The organism is Flavonifractor plautii ATCC 29863, assembly GCF_000239295.1.
Classification (GTDB): domain Bacteria; phylum Bacillota; class Clostridia; order Oscillospirales; family Oscillospiraceae; genus Flavonifractor; species Flavonifractor plautii.
The window spans coordinates 46,619-65,189 of sequence record NZ_JH417835.1 but is presented as its reverse complement, the minus strand read 5'-3'; the positions used below and the strand labels follow the sequence as shown (position 1 = coordinate 65,189).

At 65.4% G+C, this 18,571-nt stretch carries 19 protein-coding genes; 6 read left to right on the top strand and 13 right to left on the bottom strand.

Annotation, left to right across the window (positions count from 1 at the left end; all coding sequences use genetic code 11):
- Positions 1-4 precede the first annotated feature (4 nt).
- Genes rsxC through HMPREF0372_RS15540 form a run of 5 tightly spaced genes read left to right on the top strand, consistent with a single transcriptional unit; the run spans position 5 to position 4,195 of the window.
- Complete coding sequence (gene rsxC / locus HMPREF0372_RS15560; RefSeq protein WP_007494547.1) at positions 5-1,312, top strand: electron transport complex subunit RsxC; 1,308 nt, start codon at positions 5-7, stop codon at positions 1,310-1,312.
- Complete coding sequence (locus HMPREF0372_RS15555; RefSeq protein ID WP_007494545.1) at positions 1,309-2,283, top strand: RnfABCDGE type electron transport complex subunit D; 975 nt, start codon at positions 1,309-1,311, stop codon at positions 2,281-2,283. Before rsxC ends, HMPREF0372_RS15555 begins: the two co-directional genes overlap by 4 nt.
- Positions 2,280-2,819 carry an FMN-binding protein gene (locus HMPREF0372_RS15550; protein ID WP_007494543.1) on the top strand — a complete coding sequence of 180 codons (540 nt, stop codon included), beginning with the start codon at positions 2,280-2,282 and terminating at the stop codon, positions 2,817-2,819. Before HMPREF0372_RS15555 ends, HMPREF0372_RS15550 begins: the two co-directional genes overlap by 4 nt.
- A 3-nt stretch (positions 2,820-2,822) precedes the next feature.
- Complete coding sequence (locus tag HMPREF0372_RS15545; protein WP_007494541.1) at positions 2,823-3,353, top strand: hypothetical protein; 531 nt, start codon at positions 2,823-2,825, stop codon at positions 3,351-3,353.
- Positions 3,354-3,367: 14 nt separating this feature from the next.
- Complete coding sequence (locus HMPREF0372_RS15540) at positions 3,368-4,195, top strand: TrmH family RNA methyltransferase (RefSeq protein WP_007494539.1); 828 nt, start codon at positions 3,368-3,370, stop codon at positions 4,193-4,195.
- 63 nt (positions 4,196-4,258) lie between these two features.
- On the opposite strand, the gene hisE is transcribed toward HMPREF0372_RS15540, so the two are convergent.
- From hisE to hisC, 10 genes are read right to left on the bottom strand one after another with little or no spacing between them, the layout of a single operon-like run.
- Positions 4,259-4,594, bottom strand: a complete 336-nt coding sequence (gene hisE / locus HMPREF0372_RS21235) for a phosphoribosyl-ATP diphosphatase (protein ID WP_007494537.1) — start codon at positions 4,592-4,594, stop codon at positions 4,259-4,261.
- Between the two features lies 1 nt (position 4,595).
- Entirely contained in the window at positions 4,596-4,946 is a 351-nt protein-coding gene (gene hisI, locus HMPREF0372_RS21230; RefSeq protein WP_009256677.1) for a phosphoribosyl-AMP cyclohydrolase, read from the bottom strand.
- On the bottom strand, positions 4,931-5,689 hold the full coding sequence (gene hisF, locus HMPREF0372_RS15525; protein WP_007494533.1) for an imidazole glycerol phosphate synthase subunit HisF: 759 nt from the start codon (positions 5,687-5,689) through the stop codon (positions 4,931-4,933). Before hisF ends, hisI begins: the two co-directional genes overlap by 16 nt.
- A 1-nt stretch (position 5,690) precedes the next feature.
- Positions 5,691-6,404, bottom strand: a complete 714-nt coding sequence (hisA, locus tag HMPREF0372_RS15520) for a 1-(5-phosphoribosyl)-5-[(5-phosphoribosylamino)methylideneamino]imidazole-4-carboxamide isomerase (protein WP_007494531.1) — start codon at positions 6,402-6,404, stop codon at positions 5,691-5,693.
- Positions 6,401-7,030 carry an imidazole glycerol phosphate synthase subunit HisH gene (hisH, locus tag HMPREF0372_RS15515; RefSeq protein ID WP_007494530.1) on the bottom strand — a complete coding sequence of 210 codons (630 nt, stop codon included), beginning with the start codon at positions 7,028-7,030 and terminating at the stop codon, positions 6,401-6,403. The genes hisA and hisH overlap by 4 nt, the downstream gene beginning before the upstream one ends.
- A complete protein-coding gene (gene hisD / locus HMPREF0372_RS15510) occupies positions 7,027-8,310 on the bottom strand; it encodes a histidinol dehydrogenase (RefSeq protein ID WP_007494528.1) in 1,284 nt (427 codons plus the stop codon). Before hisD ends, hisH begins: the two co-directional genes overlap by 4 nt.
- A 7-nt stretch (positions 8,311-8,317) precedes the next feature.
- On the bottom strand, positions 8,318-8,935 hold the full coding sequence (gene hisG, locus HMPREF0372_RS15505) for an ATP phosphoribosyltransferase (RefSeq protein WP_007494526.1): 618 nt from the start codon (positions 8,933-8,935) through the stop codon (positions 8,318-8,320).
- Complete coding sequence (locus HMPREF0372_RS15500) at positions 8,932-10,002, bottom strand: ATP phosphoribosyltransferase regulatory subunit (protein WP_007494524.1); 1,071 nt, start codon at positions 10,000-10,002, stop codon at positions 8,932-8,934. Before HMPREF0372_RS15500 ends, hisG begins: the two co-directional genes overlap by 4 nt.
- A gap of 2 nt (positions 10,003-10,004) precedes the next feature.
- Complete coding sequence (hisB, locus tag HMPREF0372_RS15495) at positions 10,005-10,592, bottom strand: imidazoleglycerol-phosphate dehydratase HisB (RefSeq protein ID WP_007494522.1); 588 nt, start codon at positions 10,590-10,592, stop codon at positions 10,005-10,007.
- Positions 10,589-11,644, bottom strand: coding sequence for a histidinol-phosphate transaminase (gene hisC, locus HMPREF0372_RS15490; protein ID WP_007494520.1), 1,056 nt, complete (start codon positions 11,642-11,644; stop codon positions 10,589-10,591). Before hisC ends, hisB begins: the two co-directional genes overlap by 4 nt.
- A gap of 197 nt (positions 11,645-11,841) precedes the next feature.
- On the opposite strand from hisC, the gene HMPREF0372_RS15485 reads away from it, so the two are divergent.
- Positions 11,842-12,381: a methylated-DNA--[protein]-cysteine S-methyltransferase gene (locus tag HMPREF0372_RS15485; protein ID WP_009256669.1), complete on the top strand. Its 540-nt coding sequence runs from the start codon at positions 11,842-11,844 to the stop codon at positions 12,379-12,381.
- Between the two features lie 487 nt (positions 12,382-12,868).
- On the opposite strand, the gene HMPREF0372_RS18850 is transcribed toward HMPREF0372_RS15485, so the two are convergent.
- The 3 genes from HMPREF0372_RS18850 to HMPREF0372_RS15470 form a co-directional block, all read right to left on the bottom strand.
- On the bottom strand, positions 12,869-16,297 hold the full coding sequence (locus HMPREF0372_RS18850) for a M20/M25/M40 family metallo-hydrolase (protein WP_050810510.1): 3,429 nt from the start codon (positions 16,295-16,297) through the stop codon (positions 12,869-12,871).
- Between the two features lie 149 nt (positions 16,298-16,446).
- A complete protein-coding gene (gene speB / locus HMPREF0372_RS15475) occupies positions 16,447-17,373 on the bottom strand; it encodes an agmatinase (RefSeq protein WP_007494513.1) in 927 nt (308 codons plus the stop codon).
- Positions 17,364-18,557 carry a M20 family metallopeptidase gene (locus HMPREF0372_RS15470; RefSeq protein ID WP_007494511.1) on the bottom strand — a complete coding sequence of 398 codons (1,194 nt, stop codon included), beginning with the start codon at positions 18,555-18,557 and terminating at the stop codon, positions 17,364-17,366. Before HMPREF0372_RS15470 ends, speB begins: the two co-directional genes overlap by 10 nt.
- Positions 18,558-18,571: the final 14 nt, after the last annotated feature.

Genomic DNA, 18,571 nt, shown 5'->3' with positions numbered 1-18,571 from the left:
AAGCATGAGACATCTGTTCTGGGGCGGCGTACATCCCGCCGGCCGCAAGGAGCTCTCCCGCGGCGCGGCCCCCACCCCCGCCCCCCTTCCAAGCCAGGTCGTCATCCCAATGGTTCAGCACATCGGCAAGCCCTGTACCCCTCTGGTCAAGGCGGGAGAGCCAGTGAAGCTGGGCCAGAAGATCGGCGATGCCGAAGGCCTGAGCGCCACCATCCACGCCTCGGTGTCGGGCACCGTGGCCGCCGTAGAGCCCCGCCCCCACCCCTCCGGCCGGGCCGTACTGTCGGTGGTCATCGACAACGACTACCAGGACACCCCCGCCCAAGCACTGGAGCCTCACGCCACCCACGAGGGGCTCTCCCCCAACGATATTCTCTCCATCATCCGGGAGGCGGGCATCGTCGGCATGGGCGGCGCTACCTTCCCCACCGACATCAAGGCCGTCACCGCCCAGGGGCGGGTGGACACTATCCTGGTGAACGCCTGTGAGTGCGAGCCCTACATCACCGCCGACGACGCCCTGCTGTGCAGCTATCCGGAGCAGATTTTCCGGGGACTGGCTGCGCTGGATGCCGCTCTCCATCCCGACCGGCGGGTGATCGCCGTGGAGGACAACAAGTCGGAGGCCATCGCCATCCTGCGCAGGCACCTGCCCGACTGGCCGGGAGTGGAGCTGGCCGTCCTGCCCACCCGCTACCCCCAGGGGGCGGAGAAACAGCTCATCCAGGCCGTTACCGGCCGGCAGGTGCCGCCGGGCCATCTGCCCTTCTCTGTGGGCTGCGCCGTGTTTAACGCAGGCACCGTGGCCGCCGTCTACCGGGCGGTGTACGAGGGCAAGCCGGTAACCAAGCGCATCGTCACCGTCACCGGCGAGGGCGTAAAGGAGCCCAAAAACCTGATTGTCCGCATCGGCACCCCCTTTGCCCAGGTCATCGAGGCCGCAGGCGGCCTCACGGAGGACGCCTGTAAGGTGCTCTCCGGCGGTCCCATGATGGGTACGGCCCAGGGTGAACTGGCCGCCCCGGTGCTCAAGGGTACCAACGCGGTGCTCTGCCTCACCAGCGCCAATCCCACACCGGAGCGGCCGGTGTGTATCCGCTGCTCCAAGTGTGTGGAGGTCTGCCCCATGCACCTGCAGCCCCTGTACCTCTACCGCTACGAGGCCGCCGGGAATCTGGACGCCCTCCAGGCCCTCCACGTCACCGACTGCATCGAGTGCGGCTGCTGCTCCTACACCTGTCCCGGCCAGCTCCCCCTGACGGAGCGGTTCCGGGCGGCGAAACAAGCCTTAAAGGAGGGAATTCGTCCGTGAAGCTGATCACATCCTCCTCCCCCCACATCCGCAGCGGGGAGACCACCCGCCGCCTGATGGGCACGGTGCTCCTCGCCCTGCTGCCCACCCTGGCGGCCGGGGTATGGTTCTTCGGTCTCCGGGCCCTGCTGCTAACCCTGGTGAGCGTGGCCTCCTGCGTGGCCTCCGAGTGGGCCTTCCGGGCCGTCACCAAGTCCCCCGGCTCGATTGCGGACGGCTCCGCCGCCGTCACCGGGCTGCTGCTGGCCCTCACCCTCCCCGCCACTGCCCCCTACTGGCTGGCGGCGGTGGGCGGCGTATTCGCCATTGTAGTGGTCAAGGGCCTGTCCGGCGGCCTGGGCCAGAACATCTTCAACCCCGCGCTGGCCGCCCGGGCCTTCCTGATGCTGCTGTGGCCCGCCTGGCTGGTACGCTACGCCCCCGCCGGGGCGGAGCTGCCCCTCTTCGGCTCCACCGCCGATGTGGTGAGCGCCGCCACCCCTCTCCACGACATGGTGATGCCCGCCCTGCCCGCGGCCTCCCCGGCCGACATGCTCCTGGGGAACATTGGCGGCTGCATCGGAGAGGTTTCCGCCCTGGCCCTGCTGATCAGCGGTGCCATCCTGCTTGGGCGGAAGGTCATCTCCTGGCGTATCCCCGCCGCCTACCTGGGCACTGTAGCCTTCCTCACCCTGGTATTTTATAAGGGGGAGGACCCCGTTGCCTGGATGCTCTACAGCCTGCTGGGCGGCGGTGTGATGCTGGGCGCCCTGTTCATGGCCACCGACTACGCCACCTCCCCCGCCCTGCCCGCGGCCCAATTGGTTTACGGCGTGGGGTGCGGCGCGCTGACCGTGCTGTTCCGCTACTTCGGGCTCTACCCGGAGGGGGTCACCTACGCCATTCTGCTGATGAACGCCTGCGCCTGGGCGCTGGACAAGGCCCTGCCGCCGGTGCGCTTCGGCGCTGTGAGAGGAGGAAAGGCCGGATGAATGTGAAAGCCCTGATCAAGCCCGTGGCCGTGTTGGCCGCCGTCTTTGTGCTCCTGTTGGCCCTTTCGGCGGGACTGGCCCCCACGGCGGCGGAGAACGCCGCAGCCGAACAGGCCAGGCTCTTCGACACCCTGCTCCCCGGCGGCGCTCCCTTCACCGAGGAGGCCTACAACGGTGAGGACACCGCCATCGCCGCTGTCCACCGGGGGTCCACCGGCTATATTCTCGAGACCGTCACCGCCGGCTACGCCGGAGATATCACCATGCTGGTGGCCGTGGACTTTGACGGCGCCGTGGTGGGTGCGGTGGTGCGGGAGATGGAGGAGACCTTCGGCCTTGGGGCGGAAGCCCTGTCCGACGCAGGCTTTCTCTCCCAGCTCGTCTGGAGCCGGGGCGAGCTGGCCGTAGGGGACAACGTGGACGCCCTCACCGGCGCCACCGTCACCTCCAAGGCGGTGGTCAAGGCGGTCAACTCCGCCTCCGCCTTTGTCACCGGCGCGGACGTCAGCTCCAGCGCAACCGAGTGGGGAGGTTAAGCCATGCAAGAGAAATATACTCTGAATACCGCCCTGGCCGCCGTGGTGGGCTTGGGCTGCCTGGCGGCGGTTCTTTACCGCGTCTTCCTGCCCGCCGCCGTGCTCCCTGCCGTGGGCCTGCCCGCGGCGGCGGCCTGCTCCCTGCTGGCCCTGGCCGCAGAGGCCTATCTCTCCAAGGGCGTTCCCCGCCGGAACTGGGGGCTTACTCTCCTGCTGGGCGCCCTCACCTTCGGCCTGCTCCCCTGGGCCGCCGGGCTCACCGCCGGGACAGAGGCCGTGCGCTTTGCCGTGGTGGGCGGCGCGGCCTTCGGCGCTCTAACCTTCCTGTTTACCTCCCTGCGGGAGCGCCTCGCCTCCGGCCCATCCGGACGGCTGGCCCCCCTGGTCACCGCCGGCATCCTGTTTCTGGCCTGCCAGTGCTTTGCCGGGATGCTCCTGTACCCCACGCGCCGCCTCCCATGTTGGGAGGCGGCGCGGCTGTTTTCCGTTGCCCTTCCGCCCGGACGGCGGTATAATGAAGGCAAGCAAGAATAAGCGAGGTGAACGCCATGCCCCACATTATTGAGATCACCGACCTCTCCGCCCCCGAACTGGACGTATTCGCCCGCCTGACCGAGGCCCAGCTCCGCAGCCGCCGCGCGCCGGAGAGGGCCCTGTTCATCGCGGAGAGCCCCAAAGTCGGCCACGCCCTGGACGCCGGATATGAGCCCGTTTCCCTGCTGATGGAGCGCCGCCAACTGGAGGGCCCCGCCCGGGACATCCTCGCCCGCTGCGGGGACGTGCCCCTCTACACTGCCGGCCGGGACACCCTGGCCGCCCTGACGGGCTACGAGCTGACCCGCGGGGTACTGTGCGCTATGCGCCGCCCCTCCCTGCCCGCCGTGGAGGAACTGTGCGCCGGCGCCAGGCGGGTGGCCGTGCTGGAGGGCATCGTGGACCCCACCAACGTGGGGGCCATCTTCCGCTCGGCGGCAGCCCTCCACATGGACGGGGTGCTGGTCACTCCCACCTGCTGCGACCCCCTCCATCGCCGGGCGGTGCGGGTCAGCATGGGCACCGTGTTCCAGATCCCGTGGACCTATATCGGGGCGCGCTCCGCCGACTGGCCCCAGCCGGGACTTGCCCGTCTGCGGGCCCTGGGCTTTCAGACCGCCGCCATGGCCCTGAGCCTCGAAGCCCTCTCCATCGAGGACTCCCGGCTGGTGTCCGCAGAAAAGCTGGCCATCGTCCTGGGCACCGAGGGAGACGGCCTTTCCCCCCGAACGGTGGCCCACTGCGACTATACAGTTTGCATCCCCATGGCCCGCGGCGTGGATTCCCTTAACGTGGCGGCGGCCAGCGCCGTGGCCTTCTGGCAGTTGGGCCGGTACAAATGAACCGGAGCCCCTGGAGCCGCTTTGCGGCTCCAGGGGCTCCTTCGCTCTGTGTGCAAATTCTCCTCACTCCGCCTGGTCGGAGGCCATCTTCTCCTGCTTCACCTTGTGGTCGATGACGTGGCGGCCGGCCAGCTCGGCCCTCACCTCGTCCAGGGAGATCCCCGCCTCCACCATCAGCACCAGAACATGGTACGCCAGATCCGCCAGCTCATAGACCGTCTCCTTGTGATCCCGGTCCTTGGCCGCGATGATAACCTCGGTGCACTCCTCGCCCACCTTTTTCAAAATCTTGTCCAGGCCCTTTTCAAACAGGTAGGTGGTATAGGAGCCCTCCGGCCGCTTGGCCCGGCGCTCCTCCAGCAGGCGGTAGAGCCCCTCATAGCTGAACTGCTCGTCCATGTCATCTCTCCTCCCTTGCAAAGAATACCGCTCCGTCGAAGCAGGAGTCGGTGCCCAGGTGGCAGGCCGGCCCCTCCTTCCGCACCCGGATCAGGAGGGCGTCCCGGTCACAGTCGGCCCGCAGCTCCACAATGTGCTGGTAATTGCCGCTGGTTTCCCCCTTAAGCCACAGCTCCTGCCGGGAACGGGACCAGAAGCAGGTCAGGCCCTTTTCCAGGGAAATGGCCAGGGACTGCCGGTTCATGTAGGCCAGGGTGAGCACCCTCCCCGTCTCCGCATCCTGCACAATGGCGGGTATGAGCCCCTTCTCGTCAAATTTCAGCGTCTGCACATCAATCACAGCCGCACGCACACCCCTTCCTCCGCCAGTACCCGCTTCAGCGCAGGTATGGTCACCTCGCCGAAGTGGAAAATACTGGCCGCCAGCCCGGCGGACAGCTCCGGCAGGGCGCGGAACAGGGCCGCGAAGTCGGCGGCGCTCCCTGCGCCGCCGGAGGCCACCACCGGCACGGACACCGCCCGGCTTACGGCCCTCAGCAGCTCCACATCGAAGCCGCCCTTCACCCCGTCGGTGTCCATGGAGTTGACCACCACCTCGCCGGCCCCGGCGTCCACTCCCCGGCGCACCCACTCCAGGGCATCCAGTCCGGTGTCCACCCGGCCGCCGTTCAGAAATACGTGGTAGCTCCCGTCCACCCGCTTCACGTCCACCGACAGCACCACGCACTGGTCGCCGTACCGCCTGGCCGCCTCCCCGATGAGAGCGGAGTTCCGGACAGCCCCGGAGTTGACCGAAACCTTGTCCGCCCCGCAGGCCAGCACCCGCTCGAAGTCGTCCAGCCCCCGGATGCCGCCCCCCACGGTGAGGGGGATGAAAATGGCGGAGGCCACCTTGGTCAGAATATCGGTAAAGAGCTTCCGCCCCTCATGGGACGCAGTGATGTCGTAGAACACCAGCTCGTCGGCACCGGAGCGGGAGTAGTGCTCCGCCAGAGCCACCGGGTCGGACACGTCCCGGAGCCCCTGAAAATTGACTCCCTTTACCACCCGTCCGTCCCGTACATCCAGGCAGGGGATGATACGCTTGGTCACCATGTCACTCCACCTCCCCCAGGGCGTCGCGCAGCGACAGGGCCCCGGTGTAAAGGGCCTTGCCCAGAATCGCGCCGTACAGGCCCAGCGCCTTCAGCCGCCTCAACTCCTCCAGGGAGGACACGCCGCCAGAGGCGATGAGCTGCAGGGGAAGCCGCTCCGCCAGGGACTGGTACAGCGCCACGTTGGTCCCCCCCAGCATACCGTCCCGGGAGACATCGGTGCAGATGACGGTCCGCACCCCCCAGTCCACCAGGCGCTGGAAGAAGGCCTCCGCCGGCTCTGGAGCGGTCTCCCGCCAGCCCTGGATAGCGATGGCCCCGTCCTTCAGATCCACCCCCACCGCCACCCGATCTCCGAAGCGGTCCAGTGCGGTCCGGAGAAAAACGGGGTCGGTGACGGCGGCAGTGCCCAGGATCACCCGCGCCGCCCCCGCGTCCAGGTAGCGGGCCACGGCCTCCAGCGTGCGGATGCCGCCGCCCACCTCCACCTGTAGGCCGGTGGACCGGCAGAGCTCCGCTACCACCCGGAAATTGGGGGTGGCGCCGTCCCTGGCCCCCTCCAGATCCACGGTGTGGAGCCAGGCCGCCCCGGCGGCCTCAAACTCCCTCGCCTGGTCCAGAGGGTCCTCCCGGTAGACCGTCATCCGGCTGTAGTCCCCCCTGGTCAGGCGGACTACCTTTCCCTCATAGAGATCAATAGCCGGAAGCAGAATCATGCTTCACCCTCCAATCCGCAGAATGCCTTGAGAATCCGCAGTCCCACATCCCCGCTCTTCTCCGGGTGGAACTGGGTTCCGTACACGTTTCCTCTCTGCACCGCCGCCGTCAGAGGCGCGCCGTACTCGGTCCAGGCGGTGAGCCCCTCTCCGCAGGCAAAGCCCGCGTAGGAGTGGACGAAATAGACGTGCTCCCCCTCCTCCAGAGCCGCGAAAATGGGGCTGCGGGGCCGCTCCGCCGGGAAGCGGAGGGCGTTCCAGCCCATGTGGGGCACGGCCAGCCCCGCCGGAATCACGTCCCGGATGGGGCGCACCTCCCCCGGAATGAGGCCCAGGCCGGGGTGCTCCCCGTACTCAAAGGAGCGCTCCAGGAGGAGCTGCATCCCCAGGCAGATGCCCAGGACGGGCTTGCCTGCGGCAGCGGCCTCCAGTACCGCCTCCGCCATGCCGACGGCCCGCAGCCGGGCCGCCGCGTCGCCGAAAGCCCCCACGCCGGGGAGGATCACGTGGCTGGCCGCCCGGAGGACCGCTCGGTCCCCGGTGACCACGGCCTCCCGGCCGATGGCCGCCAGGGAGCTCTTGAGGGAGAACAGGTTGCCCACCCCGTAGTCGATGATGGCGATCATGCCTCTCCCCCCTCAAACCGGATATCCACCGCCCTGGCGTGGGCGTCCAGGCCCTCCTTGCGGGCGAACAGGCTCACCTTCCGGTAGTCCCTGGCCAGGGCGTCCCGGGTGTAGTAGCTGAACTGGGACTTCTTTACGAAGTCATCCACCGACAGGGGACTGTAGAACCGGGCGGTGCCCATGGTAGGCAGAGTGTGGTTGGGCCCGGCAAAGTAGTCCCCCATGGGCTCCGGGTTATAACGGCCCAGGAAGACGGAGCCGGCGTTCTGAATCTCCCCCAGGTAGTCGAAGGGGTTGTCCACGCACAGCTCCAGGTGCTCCGGGGCGATGCGGTTGGCTACCGCGATGCCCTCCCGGAGATCCCGGCAGACGATGAGCTTGCCGTTGGCCTCCAGGGAGGCCCGGGCGGTCTCTGCCCGGGGCAGGGCGGCCAACTGCCGCTCCAGCTCATGAGCCACCGCCTCGGCCAGGGGGCGGGAGTCAGTGACCAGCACGGCGGCGGCCATCCGGTCGTGCTCCGCCTGGCTCAGCAGATCCGCCGCCACCCAGGCGGGATTGGAGCGGCCGTCGGCCAGTACCAGCACCTCGGAGGGCCCGGCGATCATGTCGATGTTCACCCGGCCGAAGACCTGGCGCTTGGCCTCCGCCACGTAGGCGTTTCCGGGGCCCACGATCTTGTCCACCTGAGGGATGGTCCCGGTGCCGTAGGCCAGGGCGGCCACCGCCTGGGCGCCGCCCACCTTGTAGATCCGGGTCACGCCGGCGATTTTGGCTGCAGCCAGGATGTGGGGGTTCACCGCCCCGTCCCGCCCCGGCGGCGTCACCATAATGATCTCCCCCACTCCGGCGATCCGGGCGGGAATGGCATTCATCAGCACGGTGGAAGGGTAGGCGGCGGTGCCGCCGGGCACATAGATACCCACCCGCGCCAAGGGGATGATCCGCTGGCCCAGCACCACGCCCTCCCGCTCGGTCATCACGAAGCTCTCCCGCTTCTGCCGGGCGTGGTAGGCCCGGATGTGCTCCGCGGCCTCCTCCAGCACGGCCAGGAAGGCCGGCTCCACCTGCGCCGCCGCCTGGTCCACCTCCTCCGCCGTCACCGCCAGGGCGTCCGGCGCTGCGCCGTCAAAGCGGAGGGTATACTCCCGCAGGGCCGCGTCCCCCCGCTCCTGCACGGCCCGGAGGATCTCCGCCACCGGGGCGGACACGTCCGCCCCGCTTCCGCCGCGGAACAGGATCTCCCGCTCCTCCAGCGTTTCGATATCATATATTTTGATCATGACCGCCTCACAGCTTCCGCGCCAGGGCCGCCTGCATCGCGGCGATCTCCTGATGCTTGAATTGATAGCTCACCCGGCTGCTGATCAGCCACGCGCTGATGTCCACAATGGTCTCCAAAGGCGCCAGGTGGTTTTCCAGCAGGGTCTTGCCCGTCTCTACAATGTCCACAATCACGTCGGACAGGCCCAGGATGGGAGCCAGCTCGATGGAGCCGTTGAGCTTGATGATGTCGATGTCGCGGGACTTGGCCGTGTAGTGCTCTGCCGTGATGTGGGGGAATTTGGTGGCCACCCGGAGGGTTCGGCCGGGCGCGTCGTAGAAGTTTTCTGGCCCGGCCACGCACATACGGCACCGGCCGATGCCCAGATCCAGCAGCTCGTACACGTCGGGCTCGTACTCCAGCAGGATATCCCGGCCGGCCACCCCCACGTCGGCCGCCCCCCGCTCCACATAGATGCTCACGTCGGAGGGCTTCACCCAGAAATACCGCACTCCCTTCTCCCTGTTTTCAAAGGTCAGCCTGCGGTTTTTCTCCAAAATCGCGGGGCAGTCGTACCCGGCGGAGGCAAAGGCCTCGTAGGCCCTCTCCCCCAGCCGCCCCTTGGGCAGCGCCACATTGATCATAGTCCCACCTCCTCCGGTGTCATGCCGCTGCGGTAGCGCAGCTCAGTCCGACAGCGGAGCTGGGCGGAGCCCCCCGCCCGCTCACAGCGGACGGAGCGGCCGGAGGCCCGCAGGGCCTCGGCAAAGGCTGCCAGCCCGGCCAGCTCCGCGTCGGGCCCATAGGTGAGCAGCACGTCGGCGTCAAACCGTCCGCCGTCCGCCCTTTCCTCCAGCAAGCCCATGGACAGGGCAAAGCCGATGGCCCCCACCTGCTTGCCCATCTTACGGGGCAGGTTGTCGTACCGCCCGCCGGAGAGCACCGGGGTGTGGAGGCCGGGCAGAAAGCCCTGGAAGATCACCCCATTGTAGTAGTCCATGCTGTTCACCAGGGAGAAATCCAGCCGCACCCGCTCCTCCAGCCCAAACGACTCCAGCAGTCCGGCGGTGAGGGAGAGCTGCCGCAGGGCCTCCCAGGCGGCGTTGCTCTTGGCCAGCCGCCCCACCCGGCCAATCCCCTCCTTGAGAGGGGCGTACAGCTCCACCAGCTCCCGCAGGCCGTCAGCCTGCTCCCCGGTCAGCTCCCCCCGCTCCGCCAGGACGCACAAGCCTGGGACGTTCTTTCGGGCAACGAGGCCCAGCACCTTCCCCCGCACGGGGGCGGACAGCCCCATCTGGTCCAGCAGGCTGCCCACGAAGCTCACGTCGGACAGAGCCAGCACGTACTTCGGGGAGAGCTGCTCCAGGGAGCGGGCGGCCAAGGCGATGACCTCTGCCTCGGCATAGGGGTCAATCTGCCCCACCGACTCCACCCCCACCTGGAGGATCTCCCGGAAGGCGCCCCCCACCTCCCGGCAGACGTTCTCGTTGTAGTACACCTTTTCGCTGTCTCCTCCGTTGCTCTTCATGATGGACAGGGTGATGTCCGGCTTGAGGGCCTTGAGGGCGCCGTCGGCGTCGGTAAAGGTGATAATGCGGTCTTGCCGCAGAAAATCCCGGTTCTGGGCGTAGAGGTCGTAATCCTCAAACCGGGACATTTTGAATTTTCGGTAGCCGTACTGCTCATAGAGCCGGTTCAGCCGCTCCTGCATGGTCAAAGCATCCCCTTTGTGGATGGAATTTCGTCCCGGCCCTCTGGATCAATGGCCGCCGCCTCCCGCAGGGCCCGGCCCAGGGCCTTGAAGGCCCCCTCCACGATGTGGTGGGAGTTGCGGCCGCACACCCTCCGCAGGTGGAGGGTGAGGCCGGCGTGGACGGCGAAGGCGTTCATGAACTCGTACACCAGCTCGGTGTCGAAGCGCCCGATCTTCTGGGCCGGGATGTCCAGGGCATCGTAATAGCCCCCCCGGCCGGACAGATCCACCGCGCACAGAATCAGCGCCTCGTCCATGGGCAGGTGGAGGGAGGCGTACCGGCGCACCCCCCGCTTTTCCCCCAGGGCCTGGGCCACGGCGTCCCCCAGAGCGATGCCGATATCCTCCACGCTGTGGTGGTCGTCCACCTGAGTGTCTCCCCGGCAGGTGAGCTCCAAATCCAGCCGCCCGTGGCGGGCCAGCAGGGTGAGCATGTGGTCAAGAAAGCCCACGCCGCTCTGAATGGCGCTCACCCCCCGGCCGTCCAGACAAATGGTGAGGGTGATGTCGGTCTCATTGGTCTTGCGCGCAATGCGGGCGGTTCTCATAGCAGTCCCTCCAGCCGTTCCAGCAGGGCGTCCATCTGGGCCCTGGTACCGATGGTGATGCGGATATAGTCCCCGATGCGGGGGGCGTCGAAGCGGCGCACCAGCACCCCGCGCTCCTTGAGCCTCCGGTAGAGGTCCCCGCCGTCCGCTGCCGGATGGCGGGCAAAGAGGAAGTTCGCCCTGGAGTCGGTGCAGGTGAAGCCAAGCGCCTCCAGCCGCCGCTTGGTATCGGCGCGGGTGTCCACGATGGCCGCGCAGTTGGCGTCGTAGTAGTCCTGCTCCGCCAGGGCCGCGGCCCCTGCCCGCAGGGTCAGGCGGTTGACGTTGTAGGGATTGGTGGAGAAGCGGATGGCCTCCAGATCCTGAATCAGGGCCGCATCCCCGATGGCGTAGCCCAGCCGGGCTCCCGCCATGGAGCGGGACTTGGAAAAGGTCTGCACCACCAGCAGGTTGGGATAGCGGGCGGTGAGGGGCACCGCGCTCTCCCCGCCGAAGTCCACATAGGCCTCGTCCACCACCACCACCGCATCCGGGTTGGCCCGGACAATCCCCTCTACCTCGTCCCGACTCAGGGCCAGGCCGGTGGGGGCGTTGGGGTTGGCGAGCACAATGGTTCGATGCAGGTGATTGTAGTCCTCCGGCACCAGGCGGAAGTCCGCCCGCAGGGGCACCTGCCGGACTGGTATGCCGTACAGGCGGGCGAACACGGCGTAAAACCCGTAGCTGATGTCGGGAAAGGCCACCCCCCGGCCGTCGGCGGCATAGGCCAGAAAGGCGAAGCTGAGGGCCTCGTCGGAGCCGTTGGCGACAAACACATTCTCACGCTCCACCCCGTACCGGGCCGCCAGCGCCTCCCTCAGCTCCACCGCTTCCGGGTCGGAGTAGAGGCGCAGGTTCTCCCCCTCCGCCCGGTTCAGCGCCGCCAGTACCCCCGGCGACGGGGGATAGGGAGATTCATTGGTGTTCAGCTTGATGTATGCCTGATTCCGGGGCTGTTCCCCCGGCGTATAGGGGGTGAGCCGCCGGAGCGCCCCGTTTAGAAACTGCGACATTGAATCACCTTCTATCTCGCTAACGAATTAAAGCGTTAGTGTAATGATACACATATTCCCCGCTCCTGTCAACCCCCTTTTGTTGGCTTGGAACGTTCATAGGAGAAAATCGGTGCGTTTTGTGCTATGATCTCATTGACAGGCGGCCTGCGGTGCCGCTGTGAAATCCATCTGATTGATCAAAAAGGAGGAATTGGATGTACTATTCTGCGGTCTGCCCATCCCCGCTGGGGATGCTCACGCTGGGCAGCGATGGGGAGCACCTGATCGGCCTTTGGCTGGAGGGGCAGAAGTATTTCGGCGGAGCCGTGCGGGAGGCGCTGGAGGAGCGGGACGGGCTTCCCGTCTTTGACGCGGCGCGGGACTGGCTGGCCCGGTATTTTGCTGGAGAAAAGCCGATGCCCTCCGAACTGCCCCTGTGCCCCATTGGCGGGGAGTTCCGACAGCGGGTATGGAGGCTGCTGTGCCAAATACCCTACGGAGAAACCACGACCTATGGAGCTCTTGCCCGGGCGCTGGCGGCGCAGATGGGAAGGCCCTCCATGTCCAGCCAGGCAGTGGGCGGCGCGGTGGGCCACAACCCCATCTCCATCATCATTCCCTGCCACCGGGTCGTGGGCTCCGGCGGCAGCCTCACCGGGTATGCCGGCGGCATCGCCGCCAAGCTCCGGCTGCTGGAGCACGAGGGCGTGGAGCTCTCCCGCCTGTCCGTCCCCAAGAGGGGCACGGCGCTTTGAGCCATGGCAGCTTGACTCTCTCGGCAGACGCGGACCGTCCTCAACCGCCTATTTCGTCTCCCGGATTGGGAGGACTGCCGGGATGCAGAAGGACAGGGGCCGGGATAGAGCAAACGTCTCGGTCTTAATTTGCATACCCAAAATCAGAAATTTGGCTGCGTTTTGCCCCGGGTGTGATCAATATAGAGTCCGGCGGAGAGCACTGTCCCAGTGGGGAAGTCAAAATGGTGATTCCACATATCTGCATATTGCACAGCAGGCATGCGCTGATCCCTTCGGGAGACAAGCCCTCAGCCCGGCTGATGGGGCGGCGCAGTACGCGCTCTGGACAACATCATCCAAGCAGAAACCGCCACACGCTTCTTTCGCCTGCCCAATGCGATGCCTATCATCTGCGCCGAGGCCATGACGATGATTCGCCGGGCAGCCGAAAACGGCAGTGACGTATACAGGGGTATGCGTCACTGCCGTTTTCCAATTTTCCCGATTAGGGAAACAGCGCCTCCGTTAAACTGCGCGCCCCCTCCCGGTCCCAGGTATAGCGGAACAGAGCATCCTCTCCCACTCCGAAGTACTGAAAACCGTAATCAACCCTGCCCCGGTCGCTGGTGGGATCAAAATAGAGCCACTGGCCGTCCACCTGGGCCAGAACCCACATGTGGTTCTCTCCACCCATCTTCCCACTGACGGTAATACAGGGAATCTCCGCCTGTTGTAAAAGCATCTGGAACGCCTGGGCATAGCCGCCGCAGATGGCTAGATGGTCATGGAGCGCCCCGTATGCGGTGGTAGCGCTGTAGGGCATCTCACCGGGCTGGCTGTAGTATCGGAAGTCGTAACGTACCTGTTCCGTCAAGTAAGCATACAGCGCCTCAGCCTGTGCAGCCTTCCCCATCTCCGCCGTGACGATTTCCTCATAAACCTGCCTTGCCAGGCACTCTGACTGAGCCAGCCGGTTCAGGGCCTCCTCTCGGCTCAGGCCGCCCTGGGGCGTGACCGTGATAGCGGTGCCGTCACGGCTGAGCTGGCACAACAGCCAACCTCCGCCCACCTGCTGAAGCGCCCGGTTCATGGCATCCACTGTCAGAGTGGGCTCGGTAATCCGGATGGGAATACTCTCCTGTGACAGTCCACCCCGCGCCACCTCCACCAGACGATCCAGGCCATCCACCTCTATTCCCTGAAATCCGGCGGGATACGCGCCGGTACGGTAGGGCATATAGGACACTTTACAGCGGAGCAGTCCGTCCTCCCCTACCTCTGAAGTGAGATCATAGGCATACTTGTACTCCGGATGGTCGGATAAGATGCTGTAGTACAGGTTTTTAACAGCCATGGGCAGCTCCGCCGAACCGACCGGTGCCGCACATGCTAAGGCGGGCGGCTGCTCCACCGCTACAATCGCTTCCATCAGCTTCTGTTCCAATTCCTCCAGAGCAGCGGCCACCGGCGGCGTGGGGCTGGAACTGCTGGTGTCAGCTCGCTCCGGCCACTCCAACCCCAGGTTTTCCCGGACAGCGGACCGCAGCGCCGTCATATCTGGGTCCCTCCAGAAAAAGCGCAGCTTCTCCTCTGCCACAGTGTTTTTTCCAGGCTCCCCACCCAACACAAAGACGGCAAAGGTGTCGGCGATATCCTCATGGAAGTAGTTGGCCCCGTAACGGCTCACATAGTGAGTAGGCGATCTGTCGTAATCACCTGCGCCGCTGACTCCAAGCTCCCTCCAAAACGCATCGTAAAACGCTCTGCGGAAGGCCCCCTCCACAAATCCCGCCGGGTCATGAGTGTCCCTGCCCACGGTCAGGTCTATCTGTGTCTCGTCCTCCAGCAGGACGTGGCCATACTCGTGTAAAATCGTGTAGGTCAGTTTGCTCCAGTCCCGCTTCTCCCCGTTTTCATCATACACATCGAAGTAGTCAATGCTGATGGAAAAGCGGGTGTTGTCCGTAACGCCCTCCTCCCGAATGGGAGAGGTATAGGCCAGGACATTACTGGTACCGTCCGTAAACAGGTTGAACTCGGCCAACTTCTGTCTGGCCTCCAGCGGGAGGATCGAACACAGATAGTTCCATACCGCCGCATCCTCCGGATCGCTGATGACGGCTTGACCGCCGCTCACCGGATAGGAGGCCAGCACATTGGTGATGCCCACGGAGTAATTTCCCACCGTAACGAGACACCCCTCCTCGTCACGGGACAGCGTGATATATTTGCTGTAAATGGGGTCGGACCAGCCGGTCTGTCCCCCCTCCTCTGATACGGGGGAGCCATACATCGCCTCAATGAGTTCCCGTACCTGTTCCCCTGTATAGCCGGTTTCCTCCGGCCGCAGCTCAATGCGCTCTAGAAAACCGTTGCGGTACTGGTAATAGGTACTCATAGGAACTTTGCTGTCAAACCAGCGCATGGAGTAGTGGTAGGTCTCATAGGTGTCGGTCCACCCCTCCCCGGATATCTCACTGGCGCCTACGGGCTCTCCCGCCGCTCCGATGTACGCCTCAGTATCCGCTCTGGAACTGCCGAAATAGATCATATTCTGTCTGGTCTGGCGGTAGGCGCTTCTCTCTCCCTGCTCCCGGGCCAGAGCCCGGTAGGAGGGGGTATCGGCCGAGCAGATCTCCTCCGCCGCGGCTGCTGCGCTGTCAGCGGCAGCCGCAATGGCATACAGATCCAGCTGTTCCGCCGTATCCGCCGCCGAGTGGTACAGGTAGCCCCGCCCCCTCTGCATCAGCAGGACAGCAGGTATTCCGGAGAGCTGAAACGAGGTATGGTCGCTGGCGGTCTCCACTCCGCTCTCCAACCCCGGATTCTTTTTCTGAAGCAGGTCGCTGACCCAGTTCGCCTCCCCGTCTACAGTACACACCAAAGTCCCTGTGGAACCGAGTCCGCCCAGCATATCGAACTGGATCGCACCGACTATCCGAGTCCGCTCCTCCTCTGTCAGAGAGGCGGTGTAGGTCCGGGATCCATTCTTACCGTTCTCTTCATCGGTGAAGCTGAGGAAGCGCACCTCCGTATCAGTCGGTACATTCCTCAGCGCCTCCGCCGTATAGAGCAGGGCAGCCACACCCGAGGCATTATCATTTGCCCCATAGGCAGTGGGCACACTGTCGTGATGGGCGGACAGCACCAAGATATCCGCATCGGGAACAGAGGCCGCCTTTACCGCGGCGACATTGTGCCCGGTGCGGCCCTGGCCGTCGGTATAGGGCTGGAGAGTGACGCTGTACCCCATTTCCTCAAAGCGGTCCCTCAGATACCGGACTGCATCGGCCTCCCCCTGGGAGCCCACCGGCCGGTGGTGTGCGGCAAGGATCTCCAGATCGTCCCGGAGCTGCCCGACATCGGGCAGCCCGGCGGCCCGCTCCAGCATGACCAACGCCTCCGCTGTGGTGATGGTATCCTCTGGGGCCAGTTTATCCCCGCTCCGGCCTGCCATTACCCCGGCCTGCTGGCACCAGAGCACAGCATCCCTCGCCCATTCCGACACAGTGCCGGCGTCCCCAAAACGCTCGAGTCCTTGGACCGGTACCTCGGGTGTTCCCGCCTGTCTCCAGAGGATAGCGGCAAATTCCTGCCGGGTGACAGGGCGGCCTGGCTCATAGGTTCCATCTCCCACGCCAGTGAGATAGCCCTGCCCTGCTGCCCAGCCCACGGCTACGGCATCCTTTTCAGACACATCAGAGAAAGGGCACTCCTCATGCGCAGCGGGCTGCCCTGCCGACTCATAGAGCAGCCGGGCCACCGCTCCGCGGGTCAAACGCTGTCCCGGCGAGGCCAGAAATGCCCGGCTGACCGACTTTTCCCGTCCCCAGGCCAGCGCCTCGGCTGCCCAGGCCGGCCAAGGGGTGCCGGAAGCTCCGGCGGCCGGGAGCAGCAGAATACCGCAGAGCAGCAGCGCACCTATCCGCTTCATTAAGCTCACCTCATCCAAACGTATACCGCCGCAGTGGCTGTTAAACATTGGACGGATGAACGGTCTGAAAAGTTTTTCTGAGCGCATAAAACACGGCCTCCGCCTGAACCGGAGGCCGTGTTTTATGCGCTTGGTCTTCTTCTCTCTGCTTACGCACGGGCGAGGTTTTTGAAGTAGTGGTGGGCCCAGCACTCGGTAATAATTTTCCGGGCCGCGAACAGCGCCGCCAGAGAGGGGTCCAGTCTGGGGGCCACCTCCACCACGTCCATGCCGATGATGTTGAGGCCGTCAAAAAGGCCCTTCAGCAGGTCCAGGAGCTGCCGGGCGGTGAGGCCGCCGAATTGGGGCGTGCCGGTACCGGCGGCATAGGCGGGGTCCAGGCAGTCAATATCCAGAGTGATATAGACTTTGGAGAACCGCTTCATGTGGGACACCATCCGCTCCAGTGCCGCCGGCACCCCCAGGTGGTCCACATCAGCGGCGGAGAGGACGTTGATCTTGTTGTTCTGGTAGAACTCCAGCTCGTCGGACTCGATGGAGCGGATGCCGAGGAAGTAGAGGTGGTCACTGTCCCCCACGTGGGACAGCTCGGTGGCCCGCCGCTCGGTGGAGCCGTGGGACAGAATGTCCCCGTGCATCTCGTGGCAGAGATCGAAGTGGGCGTCGATGTGGATGATACCGAAGTCCTCCTCCACCGCCCGGTTGACGCCCCGGTGGACGGGGATCGTCACCGAGTGGTCGCCGCCGATCATGGTAAAGAACTTTCCCGCCTTCACGGCCTGATAGGCCAGCTCCTCCGCCTCGGCGAACATCTCGTCCCGGTCCTTCCCCACGCAGTCACCCAGATCCTTGACCTTCACAGGGGAGATATCCCGGAAATCCTCGGTGGTGGGCGAGATGGTGTGGGTGATTTTCCGCAGCTCCTGGGGCGCCTCACAAGTGCCGGAGCGGAAGCTGACCCCGCCGTCGTAGGGGATACCGAACACAGCTATGTCGGCCTCCTCCAGGGGGAGCTCCGGGTGGTTCAGGCCAGCCCAGATAGTCTTGTCCTCCGTGATAGAATTTTTCAATAGCATGATGATGAAACTCCTTTCTCGTCCTGTTCCCGGATGCCCCGCTGGAAGTCGGCCCGGACAGCCTCCAGCAGCTCAGGCCGGGTGAGCAGGTCGTATCCCACGCCCGCCAGGGCACAGACCCCCAGCCGGGTGGCCTCCCGGCCCTCCTCGGTCACGGTTCGGGCGGCGAACTCCTCTGTATGCAGATCGACACCCCCACATCCGTGAATGCCGAGCATCGCGTGGAGGGTGGGTATCCGGAAGCTCACGTTGCCCGCGTCGGTAGATAGGCGGTTGGCCTCCTCCACCACGACCGGCTCACCCAGCGCCGCCATGTTCGCCTCATAGGCATCCAGCAGCGGCTCGTTGAGCAGCAGCGGCTGGGTGGGACACAGGTACTGGGTGATCTTCAGCTCCGCCCCCATGCTGTCCGCCGCCCCCTGGACACAGCGGTTGATGCGCTCCACCGCCCGACGGGTCTTCCACTCCTGGTCACAGCGGATGTAGTAGCGCAGGCTGGCATAGTCGGGGATGATGTTGGGCAGGGTGCCGCCGCTGTTGAGGATACCGTAGATGTTGGCGTCCAGGTACTGCTTGACCTGGTTGACGCTGAGGTAGGCGGCAACGGCGGCGTCCAGGGCGTTGATGCAGTCGCTGCCCGGCCCGGCCTCGTTGGCATGGCACTTCTTTCCGAAAAACTCGTACTGCACCGGATAGATGCCGATGCTCCCCATCCGGCCGCAGGTCTTTTGATAGGGGTGTAGCATGAGGGCCACATCCAGCTCGTCAAAGGCCCCTTCGTCGGTGAGCTGTACTTTGGTACAGGTGACCTCCTCGTCGGGCGTACCGTAGACAATCAGGGTGCCGCCGACGGCGTCCACCGTCTGCCGCAGGGCAGCCGCAGCTCCCGCCGAGACGGCGCCAATGAGGTCGTGGCCGCAGCCGTGGCCCACCTCGGGCAGCGCATCGTACTCGCACAGGAAGCCCAGCACCGGCCTGCCGGAGCCGTAGACTGCCCGGAAGGCGGTGGGCAGGCCGTGGAAGTTCTCCTCCACCTTGAAGCCCTGCTCCGCCAGCCACTCACGCAGCATGCGGGAGGAGTTGACCTCCTCCAGCCCCAGCTCAGGGTGGTCGTACATCGCACGGGACATGGCCCAGAGCGCGGGGAGGAAGCTCTCCGCCGCTGTTTGTATTGTCTCTTTCATCGAAATACCTTCTT